This is a genomic window from Brachybacterium phenoliresistens (assembly GCF_000576425.1).
In the GTDB taxonomy this organism is placed as follows: Bacteria; Actinomycetota; Actinomycetes; order Actinomycetales; family Dermabacteraceae; genus Brachybacterium; species Brachybacterium phenoliresistens.
Window position 1 is genome coordinate 123697 of sequence record NZ_KK069994.1, and the last position, 17469, is coordinate 141165.

The 17469-nt window shown below is 74.9% G+C and carries 14 protein-coding genes; 7 read left to right on the forward strand and 7 right to left on the reverse strand.

The window, feature by feature from the left end:
- Positions 1 to 37: 37 nt before the first annotated feature.
- Together BF93_RS09995 and BF93_RS10000 are read right to left on the reverse strand one after the other, a co-directional pair.
- Positions 38 to 2590 (reverse strand): glycoside hydrolase family 65 protein, encoded by a 2553-nt coding sequence (locus BF93_RS09995; RefSeq protein ID WP_038372363.1) that lies wholly within the window; start codon positions 2588 to 2590, stop codon positions 38 to 40.
- Positions 2587 to 3414 (reverse strand): HAD-IA family hydrolase, encoded by an 828-nt coding sequence (locus BF93_RS10000; protein WP_415749460.1) that lies wholly within the window; start codon positions 3412 to 3414, stop codon positions 2587 to 2589. Before BF93_RS10000 ends, BF93_RS09995 begins: the two co-directional genes overlap by 4 nt.
- Before the next feature lie 205 nt (positions 3415 to 3619).
- Here BF93_RS10000 and BF93_RS10005 point away from each other — a divergent pair, with 205 nt between their 5' ends.
- Complete coding sequence (locus BF93_RS10005) at positions 3620 to 4288, forward strand: SRPBCC domain-containing protein (protein WP_038372364.1); 669 nt, start codon at positions 3620 to 3622, stop codon at positions 4286 to 4288.
- Positions 4289 to 4310: 22 nt separating this feature from the next.
- Here the strand turns inward: BF93_RS10005 and BF93_RS10010 are convergent, their stop codons facing one another.
- A complete protein-coding gene (locus BF93_RS10010) occupies positions 4311 to 7736 on the reverse strand; it encodes a DEAD/DEAH box helicase (RefSeq protein WP_084148443.1) in 3426 nt (1141 codons plus the stop codon).
- A gap of 54 nt (positions 7737 to 7790) precedes the next feature.
- Positions 7791 to 8462, reverse strand: a complete 672-nt coding sequence (locus tag BF93_RS10015; protein ID WP_084148444.1) for an NAD(P)-dependent oxidoreductase — start codon at positions 8460 to 8462, stop codon at positions 7791 to 7793.
- Positions 8463 to 8527: 65 nt separating this feature from the next.
- On the opposite strand from BF93_RS10015, the gene BF93_RS10020 reads away from it, so the two are divergent.
- The 5 genes from BF93_RS10020 (at position 8528) to BF93_RS10040 (ending at position 13496) form a co-directional block, all read left to right on the forward strand.
- Complete coding sequence (locus BF93_RS10020; RefSeq protein WP_232226310.1) at positions 8528 to 9877, forward strand: MFS transporter; 1350 nt, start codon at positions 8528 to 8530, stop codon at positions 9875 to 9877.
- A gap of 105 nt (positions 9878 to 9982) precedes the next feature.
- Complete coding sequence (locus BF93_RS10025; RefSeq protein ID WP_038372366.1) at positions 9983 to 10435, forward strand: VOC family protein; 453 nt, start codon at positions 9983 to 9985, stop codon at positions 10433 to 10435.
- Between the two features lie 75 nt (positions 10436 to 10510).
- A complete protein-coding gene (locus BF93_RS10030) occupies positions 10511 to 11164 on the forward strand; it encodes an ABC transporter ATP-binding protein (protein WP_038372367.1) in 654 nt (217 codons plus the stop codon).
- Positions 11161 to 12777: a hypothetical protein gene (locus BF93_RS10035; RefSeq protein ID WP_051486816.1), complete on the forward strand. Its 1617-nt coding sequence runs from the start codon at positions 11161 to 11163 to the stop codon at positions 12775 to 12777. Before BF93_RS10030 ends, BF93_RS10035 begins: the two co-directional genes overlap by 4 nt.
- Positions 12774 to 13496, forward strand: coding sequence for a class I SAM-dependent methyltransferase (locus BF93_RS10040; RefSeq protein ID WP_051486817.1), 723 nt, complete (start codon positions 12774 to 12776; stop codon positions 13494 to 13496). The genes BF93_RS10035 and BF93_RS10040 overlap by 4 nt, the downstream gene beginning before the upstream one ends.
- 11 nt (positions 13497 to 13507) lie before the next feature.
- Here the strand turns inward: BF93_RS10040 and BF93_RS20055 are convergent, their stop codons facing one another.
- Complete coding sequence (locus BF93_RS20055; protein ID WP_051486818.1) at positions 13508 to 14599, reverse strand: NUDIX hydrolase; 1092 nt, start codon at positions 14597 to 14599, stop codon at positions 13508 to 13510.
- Positions 14600 to 14703: 104 nt separating this feature from the next.
- On the opposite strand from BF93_RS20055, the gene BF93_RS10050 reads away from it, so the two are divergent.
- Positions 14704 to 15348, forward strand: coding sequence for an HAD-IA family hydrolase (locus BF93_RS10050; RefSeq protein WP_038372368.1), 645 nt, complete (start codon positions 14704 to 14706; stop codon positions 15346 to 15348).
- 13 nt (positions 15349 to 15361) lie between these two features.
- Here the strand turns inward: BF93_RS10050 and BF93_RS10055 are convergent, their stop codons facing one another.
- Both BF93_RS10055 and BF93_RS10060 read right to left on the reverse strand, forming a co-directional pair.
- Positions 15362 to 16165, reverse strand: coding sequence for an inositol monophosphatase family protein (locus BF93_RS10055; RefSeq protein ID WP_051486819.1), 804 nt, complete (start codon positions 16163 to 16165; stop codon positions 15362 to 15364).
- A 56-nt stretch (positions 16166 to 16221) separates the two neighbouring features.
- Positions 16222 to 17424 (reverse strand): aminotransferase-like domain-containing protein, encoded by a 1203-nt coding sequence (locus tag BF93_RS10060; RefSeq protein WP_038372369.1) that lies wholly within the window; start codon positions 17422 to 17424, stop codon positions 16222 to 16224.
- Between the last annotated feature and the right edge of the window lie 45 nt (positions 17425 to 17469).

Consider the following 17469-nt stretch of genomic DNA (forward strand, 5'->3'; position numbering starts at 1 on the left):
GGGAGCGTCGGGGTCGGGGCGGTGCGCGGCGCCGGCCTCAGGAGCCGGGAGCCGGTGCGGGAGCGGACTCCGAGGAGGGATCGGCGACGGGGAACTCCCACGGGGCGTCGGGGATCTGCGGGATCGACGAGGTGATGATGGAGCCGTCGGCCCGCTCGTCGCCCACGCCCTGCGGGGCCCCGAGCACGGCGTCGTCGAGCAGCGGGCCCTGATCGGCCAGCGGCACGGTGACGCCCTCGGCGGTGATCCGCACCCGCTGCCCGCGCACGGAGACCTCGAGCTCCGGGCCCGTCTCCAGGACGAGGGTGATCGCCTCGCGCACGATCCGCACGCGGAAGCGGGAGCCGCGCACCGTCAGCGGGAACACCAGCTCCGGCCACTGCCGCGGCAGCCGCGGGTCGAAGCTGATCTCGCCCTCCTCGTAGCGCATGCCGCCGAAGCCGTGCACCAGGCTCGCCCACACCCCGCCGGCGGAGGCGATGTGCACGCCGTCGGAGGTGTTGTGGTGCAGGTCCGCGAGGTCCACGAACAGGCCCGAGCGGAAGTAGTCCAGCGCGATGCCCTGGTGGCCCACCTCCGCGGCGATGATCGACTGCACCACGGCCGACAGCGAGGAGTCCCCGGTGGTCAGCGGATCGTAGTAGCGGAAGTCGGCCAGCTTCTCCTCGGGGGTGAAGTCCGAGCTGCGCAGGAACAGGGCCAGCACCACATCGGCCTGCTTGAGCACCTGGAAGCGGTAGATCACCAGCGGGTGGAAGTGCAGCAGCAGGGGGAAGGCCTCGTCGGGCGTGCGGGCGAGGTCCCAGACCTCCCGCTCGAGGAAGCGGTCCTCCTGCAGGTGGATGCCCAGCGCGTCGTCCTTGGGGATGAGCATCCCCTGGGCGCAGTCCTCCCACTCCTCCGGCTCGTCCGGGGTGAGCTCGAGATCGGCCACGAGCCGTTCGTAGGCGGCGCGGTCGCGGGCGGCGAGGTCGCGCACCGCCTGGGCGGCGCGACGCAGGTTGTAGCGGGCCATGACGTTCGTGTACAGGTTGTTGTTCACGACGGTCGTGTACTCGTCGGGGCCGGTCACCGCGTGGATGTGGAAGTGCCGCTCGCCCTCCCCGTGCACCCGCCAGAAGCCGAGGTCCGCCCACAGGCGCGCGGTCTCGACCATCACCTCGACGCCGTCGCGGTCGAAGAACTGCTGGTCGCCGGCGATGTCGCGGTAGGTCGCGAAGGCATGGGCGACGTCCGCGTCGATGTGGTACTGCGCCGTGCCCGCCGCGTAGTACGCCGAGGCCTCGTCGCCGTTGATGGTCCGCCACGGGAACAGGGCCCCGCGCTGGTTCATCTCCCGGGCGCGCTCGCGGGCCTTGGGCAGCAGGTTCACCCGGAAGCGCAGGGCGTTGCGCGCCCATGCCGGCGAGGTGAACGTGAGGAACGGCAGGACGTACACCTCGGTGTCCCAGAAGTAGTGCCCCTCGTAGCCGGAGCCGGTCAGGCCCTTGGCGGGGATGCCCCACTGGTCCGACCGGGCGGCGGCCTGCGCCAGCTGGAACAGGCACCAGCGGGTGGCCTGCTGCTCCGCCGGGAGGCCCGGCAGCTCGACGTCGCTGCGCTCCCAGAAGTCCTCGAGGTACTGGCGCTGCTCCTGCTCGAAGTGGGCGAAGCCCAGGTCCCGGACCCGGTCCAGGGTGCGGCGGCAGCGGTCGAACAGCTCGCGGTGCGGCACCGAGCGGGAGGAGTGGTAGGAGACGGACTTGGTCACCGTCAGGGTCTGCCCGGGCTCGAGATGCGCGCGGGAGACGTGGCGGCCCAGGTCGTCGTCGGTGCTGATGAGCTGCTCGACGTGCACGTCGCTGGAGACGGCGTGGTCGGCGCCGACGGCGAGGGTCATGCCCGAGGTCGCGACCCGGTAGCCCAGCAGCATGCGGCGCTCGCTGTGCCAGTTCTGCAGCGGCCGCAGCACGCGGTGCGCGAAGGCGGTGGTGCGCCGCGGATCGTCCTTGTTGGTGTCCGGGCCGACGCCGTGGCCGAAGTCGTCCTTGGCATCCTGGCGGTTGATGATCTGGGAGCTGATCACCACCGGCGCGGAGCCGGAGAGCATCTCGACGCTGAGCGTCATCAGCGCCAGGTGGCGGTCCGTGAAGGAGACCATGCGGGAGCTGATCACCCGCACCCGCTTGCCGGCGGGGGTGCGCCAGATCAGCTCGCGGCGCTGCACGCCGTCGCGGAAGTCGAGGGTGCGGCCGTACTCCTCGAGGTCGGCGATCGACAGCAGCAGCGGCTCGTCGTCCACGTACAGCTTCATCACCGTCGAGTCGGGGACGTTGATGATGGTCTGCCCGGTCTCGGCGAGGCCGTAGGCGTTCTCGGCGTGCTGGATGCGCCAGGTCTCGTGGAAGCCGTTGAGGAAGGTGCCGTGGTCCTGGGCGTCGCGGCCCTCCGGCGGCGTGCCGCGCATGCCCATGAAGCCGTTCGCCGTGGCGAACAGCGTCTCGAGCAGCCCCAGGTCCGCGCCGGGGCGGGACTCGACAAGCCGCCACTCGTCCACGGGCAGGTGCTGGCGATCCACCGGGTCCAACGGGATGTTGCGCAGTCGGGTCATGCCTGGTCCTCCGGGTCGTGCGAGGTCGTGTCCGTGCTCGGGTCCGGGTCGGGGCTCGCGCTCCGGCCCGGGGCCAGGAGCTCTTCGAGGTCGGAGACGACGAGGCTCGCCCCGGCCCCTGCCAAGGTCTCATGCCCCACGCCGCGGTCCACGCCGATCACGAGGCCGAACGCTCCGGCCGCCCCGGCGCTGACCCCGGCGACGGCGTCCTCGTAGACCACCGCCTGCGCGGGCTCGGCGTCCAGCAGCCGTGCGGCATGGACGAAGGTGTCGGGGGCGGGCTTGCCGGGGAGCCCCTCGGCGGCGGCGACGTTCCCGTCCACCACCACCTCGAAGCGGTCGCGCAGCCCGGCGCCGGCGAGCACCTCCTCCGCGTTGCGGGAGCTGGAGACCACGCCGAGCCGCGCGTCGGCGGGCAGGGAGTCGAGGAAGGCGACCGTGCCCGGGTAGGGGTCCACGCCGTCCTCCCGGATCATCGTCATGACCTCGTCGTTCTTCCGGTTCCCCAGGCCGCAGACGGTCTCCTGGCCGGGCTCCTGGTGGGCCGGATCGCCCGGCTCCCCGTAGGGCAGCTCGATGCCGCGGGAGCCGAGGAAGGAGGCGACCCCGTCGTAGCGGGGCTTGCCGTCGACGTAGGCGAAGTAGTCCGCGTCGGTGTACGGCTCCTGCACGCCGCGCGAGGCGAGGAAGGCGCTGAACATCGCCGTCCACGCGCGCATGTGCACGATGGCGGTCGGCGTGATCACGCCGTCGAGGTCGAAGAGGTGCACCGGGAACGACGCGGGCAGGGGCGAGGGCGGGGCGGCGGGCGGGGACTCGGGCAGAGCCGGGGTCCGGGACGTGGGGCGGGGGGATCCGGAATCGCTCACGGGCCCATGCTACGGGCCGGTCCGTCGACGCGTCGGGACCCGGGGGATGGTCACCGTGCCGTGATCCCGCCCGCCCCGGGGCAGGACCGGGGTGACACCGTGCGCAGGCGGCCAGTACTGTGCCTGTGACCCCGACGGTTCCTGGGATCGAGGAGAACGGATGACGATGGACGGGTCCATCCCGGCGATGGACGCGGTGCGCCGCAGCGTCGACATCGAGGCCGACGGCGAGACGGTCCACCTCCGCACGGAGCTCACCAGCAACCTCGCCGAGGCCCCGGCGCAGCTCTGGCCGCGCCTGACGGATCCCGCGGAGCTCTCGCGCTGGTACGGGCCCGTCACCGGGGACCTGCGCGAGGGCGGCCGCTACGCCGCCGCCGGCGGCGCCGGAGGCAGCATCCTCGAGGTGGCCGCGCCGCACAAGCTCTCCCTCACCTGGGAGTACGGGACGAACGTCGACGGCCTGCTGATCCGCCTGGACCCGGAGGACGACGGCACCACCGAGCTGTCCCTCGTCCACACCAGCGAGCTGCCCCGCGAGATCTTCGAGCAGTACGGCCCCGGCGCCTCGGCCCTCGGCTGGGAGATCGCCCTGCTGGGCCTGGCCTCCTACACCGGCGGCTGGGCCCGGAGCTGCCAGGACGAGGTCCCGCAGCCGGGGCCGCTGTGGCTGGCCGGGCCCGACGGCTCGCGCTTCGTCCGCGCCTGGTCGATCCGCTGGGCCGCGGCCTCCGTGGCCGCGGGCACCGACGAGGAGATCGCCCGTCGGGGCGAGCTCGCGACGGCCACCGCCTACGGCGCCGGCCCCGTGGACGCCCCCGTCGCCTGACGGTCCGCGCCGCAGGGCGCGGTCAGGAGCTCTCCGGGGCGTCCTGGTCCTCGGGCGTCGCCTCGGCCGCAGGATCCTCCGCGCCGAAGAGATCGCGGATGTCGGTCGCGGTGAGGTGCTTGCTGAAGGCGTCGCCGCCGTCGGTGAGGGCGTCGAACAGGGCCGCCTTCTTCTCCTGCAGCGCGAGCACCTTCTCCTCGATCGTCCCCTCCGCGACCAGGCGGTAGACCATCACGTTGCTGGTCTGGCCGATGCGGTGGGTGCGGTCGATGGCCTGGGCCTCGGCGGCCGGGTTCCACCACGGATCCAGCAGGAAGACGTAGTCCGCCTCGGTGAGGGTGAGGCCGAACCCGCCGGCCTTGAGCGAGATGAGGAAGACCGGGTCGTCCCCTCCGCGGAAGCCGTCGATCACCTGCGCGCGGTTCCGGGTCGAGCCGTCGAGGTAGGAGAAGGGCACGTCCCGGGAGAGCAGCTCGTCGCCGACGCGGCGCAGGAACGAGGTGAACTGGCTGAAGATCAGCACCCGGTGCCCCTCGGCGAGGACCTCGTCGAGCTTGCCCATCAGGGCGTTCATCTTCGAGGAGGGCACCTCGCCCCACTCGCCCTCGACGATCCGCGGATCCAGCGCCAGCATCCGCAGCAGGGTGAGGGACCGGAAGACGATGAACCGGTTGCGGTCCATGTCGTCGATCAGCCCCAGCACCTTCTTGCGCTCGCGCTGGAGCACCGAGTCGTACAGCTCGCGGTGCTCCGGCTCCAGCGGGATCCGGGCGACCTGCTCCTGCTTGGCCGGAAGGTCCGATGCCACCAGCTCCTTGGTGCGGCGCAGCACGAAGGGGCGGATCCGTCGGCGCAGCCGCGCCATCCGCGCCGGGTCCTCCCCGGACTCGATCGGCCGGACGAACTCGCGGGTGAAGCGCGAGGCGGAGGGGAACAGTCCCGGGACGGTGAGCGCGAGCAGCGACCACAGGTCGGTGAGGGAGTTCTCCAGCGGCGTGCCCGTGACCGCCAGGCGGAAGGGGGCGCGCAGCTTCCGGGCGGTGCGGTGCGCCGCGGTCGCCCGGTTCTTCACGAACTGCGCCTCGTCGAGGATGACGCCGTCCCACTCCTGGGCGATGAACTCCTCGCTGTCGATGCGCAGCAGGGTGTAGCTCGTCACCACGATGTCCGCGTCCTCGACGGCTCCGCGCAGCACGCGCCCGCGCGCCCGGGAGGTGCGGTCCACCACGCGCAGGTCCAGGTCGGGGGCGAAGCGGGCGGCCTCCGCCTCCCACACGCCGAGCACCGAGCTGGGGGCGACGACCAGGAAGGGATGGCGCGGCCCGGGCCCGGCGGCGTCCTGCTCGGCGCGGACGGTGGCGATGAGGGCGAGGGTCTGCAGGGTCTTGCCCAGGCCCATGTCGTCGGCCAGGATCCCGCCCAGGCCCTGGCCGTGCAGGAAGTGCAGCCAGGTCAGCCCGTCGAGCTGGTAGGGCCGCAGCTGCGCCCGGAAGCTCTCGGGCGGCTGCGGGGCCGGGACGTCCTGCAGGGAGCGCAGCGCGCCGACGCCGCGGGTGAAGGACGCGGCCTCGCGGGCCTCGTCGGCGAGGGCGGCGATGTCCTCCCAGAAGTCCAGGTGCACCCGGGAGATGCGCTGGTGGTCCGGCTCCCATTCGGCCAGGGCCTCGCCCTCGGCGATCAGCCGGCGCAGCCCGTCGAGGCTCTCTTGCTCGAGGGAGAAGTAGGTGCGGTCCGGCAGCAGCAGCTTCGAGCGGCCCTCGGCGAGGGCCCGGAACAGCTCCGGGAAGGGGATGGTGCGTCCCTCGATGGTCACCTCGAAGGCGAGGTCGAACCAGTCGTGCTTGCCGGCGCTCTCCTGCTGGGTGACCCGCACCTGCGGGGCGTCCAGCAGCTCGCGGTAGCGGTGGCGCTGCCCGCTCACCTCGACCTGCACATGGCGCAGGGAGCGCAGCGCGTCCAGGACCTGCTCGGTGAACAGGGCCGTGTCCACGCCGTGGAGGACCTCGAGGGGATCATGCGCGGCGGTGGGCCAGGAGGTGCGGACCTCGGCCAGCACCGCGTCCTCGTGGTCGAGGTCGCGGTGCCCGCCGCTGCGGCGGTCCACCGCGACGGTGCGCTCGGGGTCGTGGTAGCGCCAGGACCAGTGCAGCTCGACGGTGTCGTCGGGGGAGTAGACGGCGTCCAGGTGCAGGGAGGGCGGGGGGATCGAGGGCAGAGGGACCGAGGCGTCGGTGCTGGTGACGGTGATGTGCCGGCGCAGGCGGGGGTAGGCCTCGCGGAAGAACTCGGGGGCGTCGGCCCGGGGGACCAGCAGCGGGGCGCCGCGGTCCAGCAGCGAGCGGATCTGCTTGGGCAGCGGGATCTCGGCGGGGGCGAGCACCAGGTCGATCCGCTCGTTCGGGCTGCGACCGGAGCGCGGGCCGCGCGGCAGGCGCACGTCCATCACGGCGCTCTCGCCGATGGGACGGGGCAGCAGGGCGCGCGTGCCGTCGATGCTCACGGCCACGCGCAGCTCGAGGTCGGTGCCGTCCTCGGCCCCGGGCTCGTCGCCGGCCGCCTCGCCGACGGCCTCGAGGTCCAAGGAGACCCGCGCCTGGCCGGCGAGCTCGACCGAGCCGAGGTTCCCCTGGGGGATCAGCTCGACGCCCGCATCCCGGGCGGCGGAGAGGAACTCCCAGATCAGCGGGGTGCGGATCGTCTCCAGCCACAGGTGCTCGACCGGTCCGCGGGTGTAGCTGCGCTCGGACTCGGCGACGGTGAACAGCTGGGTGAGGGCGTCGGCGTGCGCGGAGACGTACTCCTGGTTCATGCCGCGGAACTCGAAGGTCCTCCAGGACAGGCCGGACTTGATCCAGTTCCCGCGCTTCCCGGCGCGCAGCGGCCGGATGCCCAGGTGCAGGGGGCGTCCGGCGTGGATGTGCCCGGGGGTGGCCGGCTCGTTGCCCCAGGCGTAGTGGGTGCGCTGGAGCGGCTCGGCCTGCAGCTCCACGCCGATCGCCAGCGGGAGGCGCGGGGCGTCCTGCGGGGTCTCGACCATCAGGGGGTCCAGCAGCTCGCGCCAGGCGGGGCGGCCGACGGTCGCCTCGGCCAGCTCGCCGCCGGCGCGGATCCGCGAGACGGCGTACAGCACGGCGGCGGCGTGCTCGCAGGAGGTGCCGGAGCTGCAGTCGCAGCGGGAGGCCACGGGGATCCACAGCTCGCCCTCGGGGCCGCGGTCGGCGGGATCCTCGGGGGAGAGCAGCTCGAGCTGGACCTGCACGTGCGCGGCGTCGCCGGGCCGGGGGCCCGAGCTCACCGACCCGGACAGCACGCCGGAGGCGAGGTCCCAGGTGAGGTCGTGGACGTCGCCCTCGCGCAGGTGGATCCGCCCGCTCTGCGCCGCCTCCACGCCGGTGAGACCGGCGATCTGGTGCTCGGGCAGGCGCGGCACGCGGGAGTCATGAGGCATCCCTCCAGCGTAACGCCTGCCGGGCTCGCGCAGAGGGGCCGGGCCCCGCGCCTCTCAGTCCGGGCGGGCGGGCACGACGGCGTAGACCGGCCGGGCCGAGGAGGCCTCGAGGGCCTGGTCGACCAGCGCCCGGGCGAGGTCCTCGAGCGGCAGCGGGGCGGCGACCGCCTCCTCGGGCGCGACGAGGCGGTAGGCCTTGGAGCCGAGCAGGTCGGTGAGGCGGCCGGCGCGCAGCACCGTGGTGGCCAGGCCGCTGGAGTCCAGCAGGTGCTCCATCCGGCGCATGTCCGCCATCGAGCCCTGGTGCAGGGCCGTGCGCAGGGGAGCGAGGGCGGTGCGCACCGCCCGCGGCGCCCGGGCGGGGCCGGCCAGGTCCACGTGGGAGGCGGCGACCAGGCGCGGCAGGCCCAGGGCGCGCATCGCCCGCACCAGCGCGACGGCCGTGTCGGTCCGGATCATCGTCGGCGGCGAGGACAGGCGGGTGCCGATGCCGAGCACGACCGCATCGGCCCCGGAGACCGCCTCCCGCAGGTCCTCCTCCGAGCGCTCCCGGGCGGGGCGGATCGCGAGGTCCGCGGTCACCCGGGCCACCCGCGAGGGATCCGGGGCGGTGGCCGTCACGGCGATGCCGCGCACCAGCGCCTCGCGGACCACCGCCTCGCCCAGCGGATCGTCGGCGCCGATCACGGCCAGTCGCGTCGAAGGAGCGCGTCGCACAGAGGTCATGGCTGAACGCTACCGGGATGCGGACCGCTTTGCCCCCGCGCCGGGGCGGTGGAAGACTGCCGGGAGTGACCACACCCCCGTCCGAGCCCCCGGAGCGCGGACCGGGGAGCACGCCCTCCGGTGCCTCCGGCGGGCGCAGCACGGCGCAGGTCCTGCGGGGCCTGGCCCCCTCGGTGTACATCCCCACCGTCCTCGAGTCCGCGGGGGAGACCGCCCTCCTCCCGGTCGTGCCGCTGATCGCGCTCCAGCTCGGCTTCGACGTGTCGCAGGCGGCGGCCCTCACGGTGATCTTCGGCCTCGCCTCGGTGCTCGGCCCGATCCCCGCAGGCCGCCTGATGGGCCGCGTGGGCGGGCGGCGGGCCATCGTCCTCGCCGGGATCCTGCTGGTCCTGGCCAACCTCATGGCCCTGGTCGTCATCGGCGCCGGCATGTCGGGGGAGCCGGGACCGGTGCATCGGGCCGCCCTGATCGTCCTGCTCGTGGTGATGGCGGGGGCCGGGCAGGTGTGGGCGCTGGGCCGGCAGTCGTACCTCGGCACCGCGCTGCCGGTGTCGATGCGCGCCCGCGGGATGACCCTGTACGGCGGCATGCTGCGCATCGGCCAGGTCGTCGGGCCGCTGCTGGGCGCGCTGGTCATGGCCGTCGGGCACGAGAGCTGGGTGTTCGGGCTGTTCGCGGTGATGACCGCGCTGGCCACCGCGTCGGTGGCCGTGTTCATGATCCCCGGGGAGGACCGCGCGGCCGCGCTCTCGCGCACCGGGGACCTGCCGCGCCGGGACCGGACCCCGGCCCGGACCCGCCTGGACCGGGCCGTGCTGCGACGCATGGTGATGGTCGGGATCGGCATCGCCCCGGTGATGATGGGCCGCGTCAACCGGCCGGTGATCGTCCCCCTGATCGGCGCGGCCCTGCACCTGGACGCGACGACGATCTCCGTGATCTTCGGGGCGACGGCGGTGATCGAGATCGCCCTGGTCGTCCCGGCCGGCGTGCTCATGGACCGCTTCGGCCGGGTCGCGGTGGCGGTGCCGTGCTCCGTGCTCATGGGGCTGGGCTTCGTGCTGCTGTCGGTCCTCGCGGTGACGATCGGGGACGCGGGCAGGGGCTCGGCGATGCTGGCCCTGCTGCTGCCCAGCATCCTCATCGCCGTCGGCAACGGCCTGGGCTCGGGGATCGTGATGACCCTGGGCATCGACACCTCCCCGGTGCACGGCCGCACCCGCTACCTGGCCTGGTGGAACACCCTGCTTGGGGCGGGACGCCTGGTGGCGCCGCTGATGGTCACGGCCATCACCCTGGTCGCGCCGGTCGCCGCGGCGGGCGCCGCCAGCGGCGTGCTGTGCCTGGCCGGCGCGGGCTGGCTGGCGAGGGTCCTGCCGACGATCACGCCGGCCGGCGGGACCCGCCGGCGCTGAGGCCCCGGCCGATGGTCCCGACGGCCTGCCGGTCCCGCGCCCCGGCCCCTACGATGGCGCCGTGGACCGGGCGCGCCGCGCTCGCACCGTCGGAGGGAGACTCCCATGTCCTACGCCCTGCACGCCTATGTCAGCTTTCCCGGCACCGCCCGTGAGGCGCTCGAGTTCTATCGCAGCATCTTCGGCGGCGAGCTGACGTTCACGACCTTCGGCGACTACCGCGCCGTGCCGGAGGGGTCCGATGCCGCGGACAGGATCATGCACGCCTCGCTGATCACCCAGCGCTTCTCGCTGTTCGCCTCCGACGAGGTCGAGGGGATGGCCCCGGTCCGCTACGGCGACAGCGTGAGCCTCGCGTTCATGGGCCGGGGCGTCGACGCCCTCGAGGAGCTCACCGTGGCCTTCGAGAAGCTGGCCGAGGGCGGCACGGTCACCACGGAGCTGGAGAAGCAGATGTGGGGGGACCACTACGGCGCCGTCGTCGACCGCTTCGGGGTGTCCTGGATGGTCGACGTGAGCGAGGTCGGGGACGAGACGGAACCGTCCGCGCGCTCCTGACCGTCCCCGGTCGTCGGGGCAGGATCCGACGGAGGTCGCTTGCGCCGCCCCTGCGCGGTCCGATGGAATCCTCGGGTGCCCCCGCGTCCTGCCGCCCCCGCCGTGTCCTTCGCCGATGTCGCCGTGCTGCGGGACGACGTGCTCATGCTCGACGGGGCCAGCGGCGGCGTGGCGCCGGGCCGCGCCCTCGCGCTGACCGGACGCAACGGCGCCGGGAAGACGACGCTCCTGCGGGTGCTCGCGGGGATGGTCGCGCCGACCGTCGGCAGCGTCTCGGTGATGGGGCGGGTCCCCGATGACCGCGACCGGCGCTTCCGGCGCAGCCTGGCGGCGCTGATCGGCCCGCCGCAGACGGCGCGGGACCTCACGGTGGAGGAGAACCTGCGGTTCGTCGCCGCCACCTGGGGCGCCCGCGCGGACGCGGCACGGGCGCACGGCCGGGCGCTGCTGGCGTCGCTGGCGCTGGAGCCCCTGGCCCGGAGGTACCCGCACGAGCTCTCGAGCGGGCAGGCGCAGCTGGTGGGGATCGCGATGACGCTCTCGCGCCCCTTCGACGTGCTCCTGCTGGACGAGCCGGAGCAGCGCCTGGACCCCGAGCGCCTCGGCCTCGTGATCGATGTGCTCGCCGCCCGGCGCGAGGAGGGCGCCGCGATCGTGCTGGCCAGCCACAGCCCCGTCCTCGTCGACGCCCTCGCCCAGGAGCGCGTGCACCTCGAGGCCGCGGCGTGAGCGCTCCCCGGTCCTCGGGTCCGGGCGCGCACGCCGACCTGTGGGAGCGGGCCGACGGCCGCAGCACCCTGGCCGCCGTGCAGGAGGCCTGGGGAGCCCGCCGCGGCACCCGGGGCGCGGGCGAGAAGGCCTACCTCGTCTACCTCGTGGTGATGAGCGTGCTGATCCTCGGGTACGTGCCCGCGCGCGCCGTGATGCAGGCGCTGGCCGGGCCCGAGCTGCTGCCGCTGATCGCCGCACCGCGCGCCCCGCAGCTGCTCACGACGCTCTGGCTGCTGGCCTGCGCGGGCGCCGCGCTCGCCGGCGGGCTGCGCGGTCCGGTGGTGCTCAGCCCGTTCTTCACCGCGACGATCGCCGCCTCGGCCATGCCCCGGCACATCGCGCTGCGATGGCCGCTGCTGCGCTGCGCGGCCCTGCTCGCCGGGACCGGCGCGACGGCGGGGGCGGTGATCGGCGGCGCCCGGGCGGTCGCCGGGATCGGCTCGGCCGGGGACGCGCTGCTGCTGTCCCTCGCCTGCCTGGGCGCGGGCCTCGTGGTCATCGGCCCGTGGATGCTCGGCGAGGTCCTCGCCCCCGCCGTCCCCGAGCCCGGCAGGCCGCGCCGGCGGATCCTCGGCGGCCCGCAGCTGGCGGCGGCGTTCGCGGCCGCCGCCGGCTGCGCCGCGGCGACCGCGACCCCCTGGGGGATCGGTGCGGTCCTGGACCCGGCCACCACGGCGCCGGAGGCCGCCGCCTGGGCCTTCGCGCTGGTGCTCGCGGGCGCATCCACGGTGGTGCTGTGCCTGACGGCGCTGGACCAGCTGCACGGACGGGTCCTCGCCGAGCAGGCCGCGCGCTGGAGCGCCGCCACCACCAGCGCCCTGACCGGGGACCTGGCGGCCGGCAGCGGAGCGTTCCGGATGCCGCCGCGGGCGGGGCGGCGGCTGCGCGCCGTCGAGCCGGTCCCCGCCGGACCCCTGACCCTCGTGCTGCTCTACCTGCGCCGCGATCTCGTGGCCCTGCTGCGCACGCCCGCCCGCCTGGTCACCGGGATGCTCACGAGCACGGCCGCCGCCGCGCTGCTGCTCGCCTCGGCCGCGCTGCCGGGCGTGCGGGGATGGCTGGGCGTGCTGACCGCCGCGGCGCTCGCCTGGGCCGCCTCGAGCGCGGTCACCGACGGGCTCCGGCATGCGGTCGCCACGCTCGGCGCCCCGCCGCTGCTGGGCCAGGGCGTGCGGGCGCAGCTCGCGCTGCACCTGACGGCGCCGCTGCTGGCCCTGCTGCTGGCGGGCGCCGCCGGCGGCGGGGCGGCGATCCTGGCCGGGGCCGATGCGGGAGGCCTGCTCCCGGTCCTGCTGCTGACGGCGGTGACGGTCCTCGGCCGTGCGCGGGACGCCGCCAAGGGGCCGATGCCGCTGCGCCTCGCGGCGCCGATGCCCACCGCGATGGGCGACGCCTCGGTGATCCCGATGCTGCTGTGGCAGGGCGACGCGCTGCTGCGGGCCCTCGGGGCGGCGGTGCTGGTCGTCCTCGCGAACACCGTGGCACCCTGGGGGAGCGTGCTCGCCGCGCTCGCCGTCCTCGTGCTGCTGACGCTCGAGCTCGCCCATCGGATCAGGGAGGCCACCCCATGACCACGCCCGCCGGCGCTGCGGAGCCCTTCGACCTGCGGACCACCCCGAACCCGCTGATCCGCACGGCAGGGCGCGCCCTGGGGGCCCTGAACGCTCGCCATCCCTGGGACCACAACCACCACTTCCACGGCTGGATCCTGCGCAGCCTCCCGCCCCGGGCCCAGCGCGCCCTGGACGTCGGCTGCGGGCGCGGGGACCTCGTGGCGGCGCTGCGCGGACGCGTCCCCGAGGTCGACGGGATCGACCCGGATCCGACGATGGCGGCCGCGGCCGCGGAGCGCTTCGCGCCCATCGGCCGGGTGCGGATCCGGTCGCTGCGGCTGGACGAGCTCGACCCCTCCCGGGAGCGCTACGACGTCGTCACGATGGTCGCGAGCCTGCACCACATGGACCTGGAGGAGGCGCTGACGCAGGTGCGCGCCCTGCTGCGGCCCGGCGGGCGCCTGCTCGTGGCCGCGCTGGTGCGCCCCGAGACCGCGGCGGACCACGCCTGGGACGTGGCCGGGGCGCTGAGCAACCCGGTGATCGGCCTGATCAAGCATCCCCGTCCGGCCCGCGGCGGGGGCGGGGACCCGCAGATGCCGGTGCGGGATCCCGCCACGGGGATCACCGAGCTGCGCCGCACGGCGCGCCGCATCCTCCCCGGGGCGCGGGTCCGTCGCCGGGAGGGCTTCCGCGTGACCCTGTTCTGGGAGGCGCCGCCCGCCGAGGGACGCTGAGCGCGTCCCCGTCAGCGGTTCGGGCGGGGGAGGGCGGCGAGCACCGCCGGCCACAGCCGGGCGAGGCGCCCCGTCCACGGACCGGCCATCTTGCCGGCCTCCAGCAGCTCGCGCACGCGGTCCGGGCTCGCCCAGGCGGCCTCGGCGACCTCGACCGGATCGATCCTCACGTCCGCATCCGCGGCGACGCGGGCGAGGAACAGGTCCACGTGCGCGTTCTGCTCGGTGTGCCGGCCGATCAGCTCCAGCTGCCCGGTCCCGACCTCCAGGCCGGTCTCCTCGGACAGCTCCCGGCGCGCGCCCTGCACGGCCGTCTCCCCGGCCAGGACGCTGCCGCCGGGAAGCTCCCACATCGAGGGCCAGCCCTCCTTCGCGGCGGAGCGACGGGTGAGCAGCACGGTCCCGTCCGCCCGGGCTGCGACGACGCAGGCCACCTGGTGGAAGCTCCCGGCCGGGAGCGGATCCCCGCGACGGTGCGTCCGGCCCAGCGACGCTCCGGCGCGGTCCACCAGGTCCCAGATCTCGTCGAGGTCCTCGGCCGGGCGCGGCGCGGAGGCCGGGTGCGGGCCGGGGATCAGGTGCGAGCCGGGGGCCGGAGCCGGGGAGGAGGCCGGGGCCGGGGCGGCCAGCGGGATCAGGCGCCGGTCGCCGGTCGCGGTGATCCGGTCGAGGAGGGCGCCGGCGAGCTGCAGGCGCCGGGCCCCGCCCGGGCGGCCCTCGGCGCGGGCCAGCACCGGGCCGAGCTCGCGGGCGAGGGCCGTGATCGCCCTCAGGGGGCGCATGGCCAGGGTGATCCTGTGGATCAGGCCGTCCTCGTCCAGCTCGAGATGCTGGAACTCCTGCAGGTCCACGCCGCGCACGCGAGCCCTCGCGATGAGCAGCGTCTCGCGGCCCTCGGAGATCTCGGTGACATAGCGGAAGCCGCTGACCACGGAGAACACGGAGGCCAGCACGACCTCGACCTGGTCGCGGCCGCGGAAGGCGAAGCGCTCGGTGATCGGGGAGATCAGCTCGACGTCCTTCGCGAGCACGGCCAGCGCCGCCCGATGGTCGCCGCTCTCGCCGGCGCTGCGCCAGGTCCGGATCGCCGTCGTGGTGTCCATGATGTCCTTCCGCTGTCGCCTGGCGGCCCGTGCCGCGACCGGGTGGCCCTGCCGGCCGTGCCGCGCCCGGGCGGCGTGCAGGCTCGCCGCCTACCCTCGCACAGGTGACCTCCTCCCTCGCCGCCATCTCCGCCCTCCTCCGCTCCGGGACCGTCCGCGCGGTGGTCAGCGACCTCGACGGGGTGCTGCGCGTGTTCGACCCGCAGCTGTGGGACGAGCTCGACGCCCGCCTGGGCACCCCGCCCGGCACCGCCTTCGGCGCGATCCTCGGCAGCCCCGTCCTGCACGAGGTGGTGCGCGGCCGGGCCACGCATGCGCAGTGGCGCGAGCGGGCCCGGGACGATCTCCGCACGGCGGGCGCGGAGCCCGGCGCCGCCGCCGCGGCCGTGGCGCGATGGGCCGATGCTCCCGCCGTCGTCGATCCGTCGGTGCGCCGCCTCCTGCGCGAGGCCCGATCCGCCGGGGCGACGGTGATGGTGCTGACCAACGGGACCGACCGGGTGCGCGAGGAGGTGGGCGCCCTGGGGCTGGCCGATGTCGTCTCCGAGGACGGCCGCCACCTGCTCAGCTCCCACGAGACCGGTCACGCCAAGCCCGAGCCGGAGGCCTACGCCGCCGCGCATCGGCGGCTCGAGGAGCTCGCCGGGGCCCGCCTCGCCCCGGCCGAGGTCGCCTTCCTCGACGACTCGCCCCGCAACGTCGCCGCCGCCGGGGTCTTCGGCTGGCGGGCCTTCCACCACCTCGGCTGATGCCCCGGGCGTCTCAGCCGTCCAGGCCGATGAGCCCGTCCGGGCCGACGAGCCCGCGCAGCTCCTGCACCGTGCCCGGGTGCCCCACCAGGACCAGCTCGCCGGTGCGATCGCGCAGGACATCGGCCCCCGCCTCCTCGGCGATGAGGATGCCGCCCAGGAGGTCCCAGATCTCGTTGCGGTAGGCCAGCAGCGCGCCGAGCCGGCCGGTGGCCAGCAGGACCCAGTCCGCCGACGGCGCCCACGTGCGCAGGACCCGCTTGGCCGAGCGCTCCAGGGCCCCGAAGATCGCGTTGCGGCGGGCGTCGTCGTGGCCGACCGCGTAGCCCTGCGTGAAGGAGACCGTGGTGTGCGCGAGGGGATCCGCCGCGTCCAGGCGCAGACGCCGCGGGCCCGATGCGCCGACGGACAGGTAGGCGCCCTCGCCGCGGATCGCCCAGCACGTGCGGCGGCGCGGCGAGTCGTGCACCACCGCGACCAGCGGCCCCTCCCGGTCGCACAGGGTGATGCACACGCCGTACACGTCCAGCCCCAGCACGTAGTTGTTGGTGCCGTCCAGCGGGTCGATGAGCCAGCGCAGCGGCGCATCGGCGCCCGCGCCCTGCTCGCCCTCCTCCTCGCCGAGGATCCCGTGCTCGGGATAGCGCTCGGCGATGCCGGCGGCGATCAGGCGCTCTGCCGCATGGTCGACGTGGGTGACCAGGTCCGCCCCGTCCCCCTTGCTGCGCACGCGGGCCGTCTCCCGCTCGGCGACGGCGAGGTCCCCGGCGCGGCGGGCGAGGGAGATGGCGAGGTCGGCGGCGCTGCGGAGGTCCATCGTCCGAGAGTAGGAGACGGCGGCCCGGAGCCGGCCGCGCCGCGCCGCGGCGGGGGTCAGCGGGCGCCGTGGGCGGCGATGACCTCGCCGAGCCGGGCGACGGCGCTCCCGATCACCTCGGGGGCGTGCGTCACGAAGCTCAGCCGCATGGTGGAGCGGTCGGGGTTGTCGGCGTAGAAGGACCAGCCGGGCAGGTAGGCGACCCCGGCCGCCACGGCGTCGGCCAGCATGGCCTGGGCGTCGTAGCCCTCGCCCAGGGCGGCCCACAGGAACATGCCGCCGTCGGGCAGGGTGACGTGCGCGCCCGGGGGCAGCAGCGGGGTCAGCGCCGCGGACAGGGCGTCGCGCCGGGTGCGGTACACGGCGCTGACCCGCGCGACGTGCGCGTCGAGGTCGCACACCTCGAGGTACCGGGCCACGGTGAGCTGGTCCACCACGGAGGACTGCATGGAGATCGCAGCCTTCGCCACGGCGAGGGTGTCCAGCACGCGGCCCTCCGCGCGGATCCAGCCGATGCGGACCCCCGGGCTCATCAGCTTGCTCATCGAGTTCATGAGCAGGGTCCGCTCGGACATGCCCGGCAGGGACGCGATCGGCGGGAAGGTGGTGCCGGTGAAGCTGAGCTCGCCGTACGGGTCGTCCTCCACGAGCGCCGTGCCGGTGCGCAGCAGCACCTCGGCGACCTCGCGGCGACGGTCCGTCCCCATCGTCCGGCCGGTCGGGTTCTGGAAGGTGGGGATGAGGTAGACGAACTTCGGGTGATGCTCGCGGATCGATCGCTCCAGGGCCTCGGGGATCACCCCGTGGTCGTCGGTCTCTACCCCGATCATGCGCGCGCCGTGCACCGCGAAGGCCTGCACGGCCGCGAGGTACGTCGGCGATTCGACGAGGACGACGTCACCGGGCTCGAGCATCGCCTGCGCGGCGACGAACAGCCCCTCCTGCGAGCCGGAGGTGATGCGGATCTGCCCGGCCGAGGTCGGCAGGTGCCGCGAGACCCGGCGGGCCGCCTGCTCGCGCAGCTCCGGCTCGCCCTCGCTCACGCCGTACTGGAGGGAGCGTGCGCCCTGATGGGTGAGCACCCAGTCGTAGGCGGCGCGGACGTCCTCGAGCTCGAACAGCGCCGGATCCGGGATCCCGCCCGCGAAGGACACCACATCGGGCCGTGCGGCGAGCGCGAAGATGTCCTTGAGCGGGGAGGACTCCATCCCGGCGTAGCGGGCGGCGACGGGGAAGCGGAACGGCTCGGGCGCGGTCATCCCCATATGGTGGCACGCACGGCCCGCCGTGCACGGTCAGGCCGA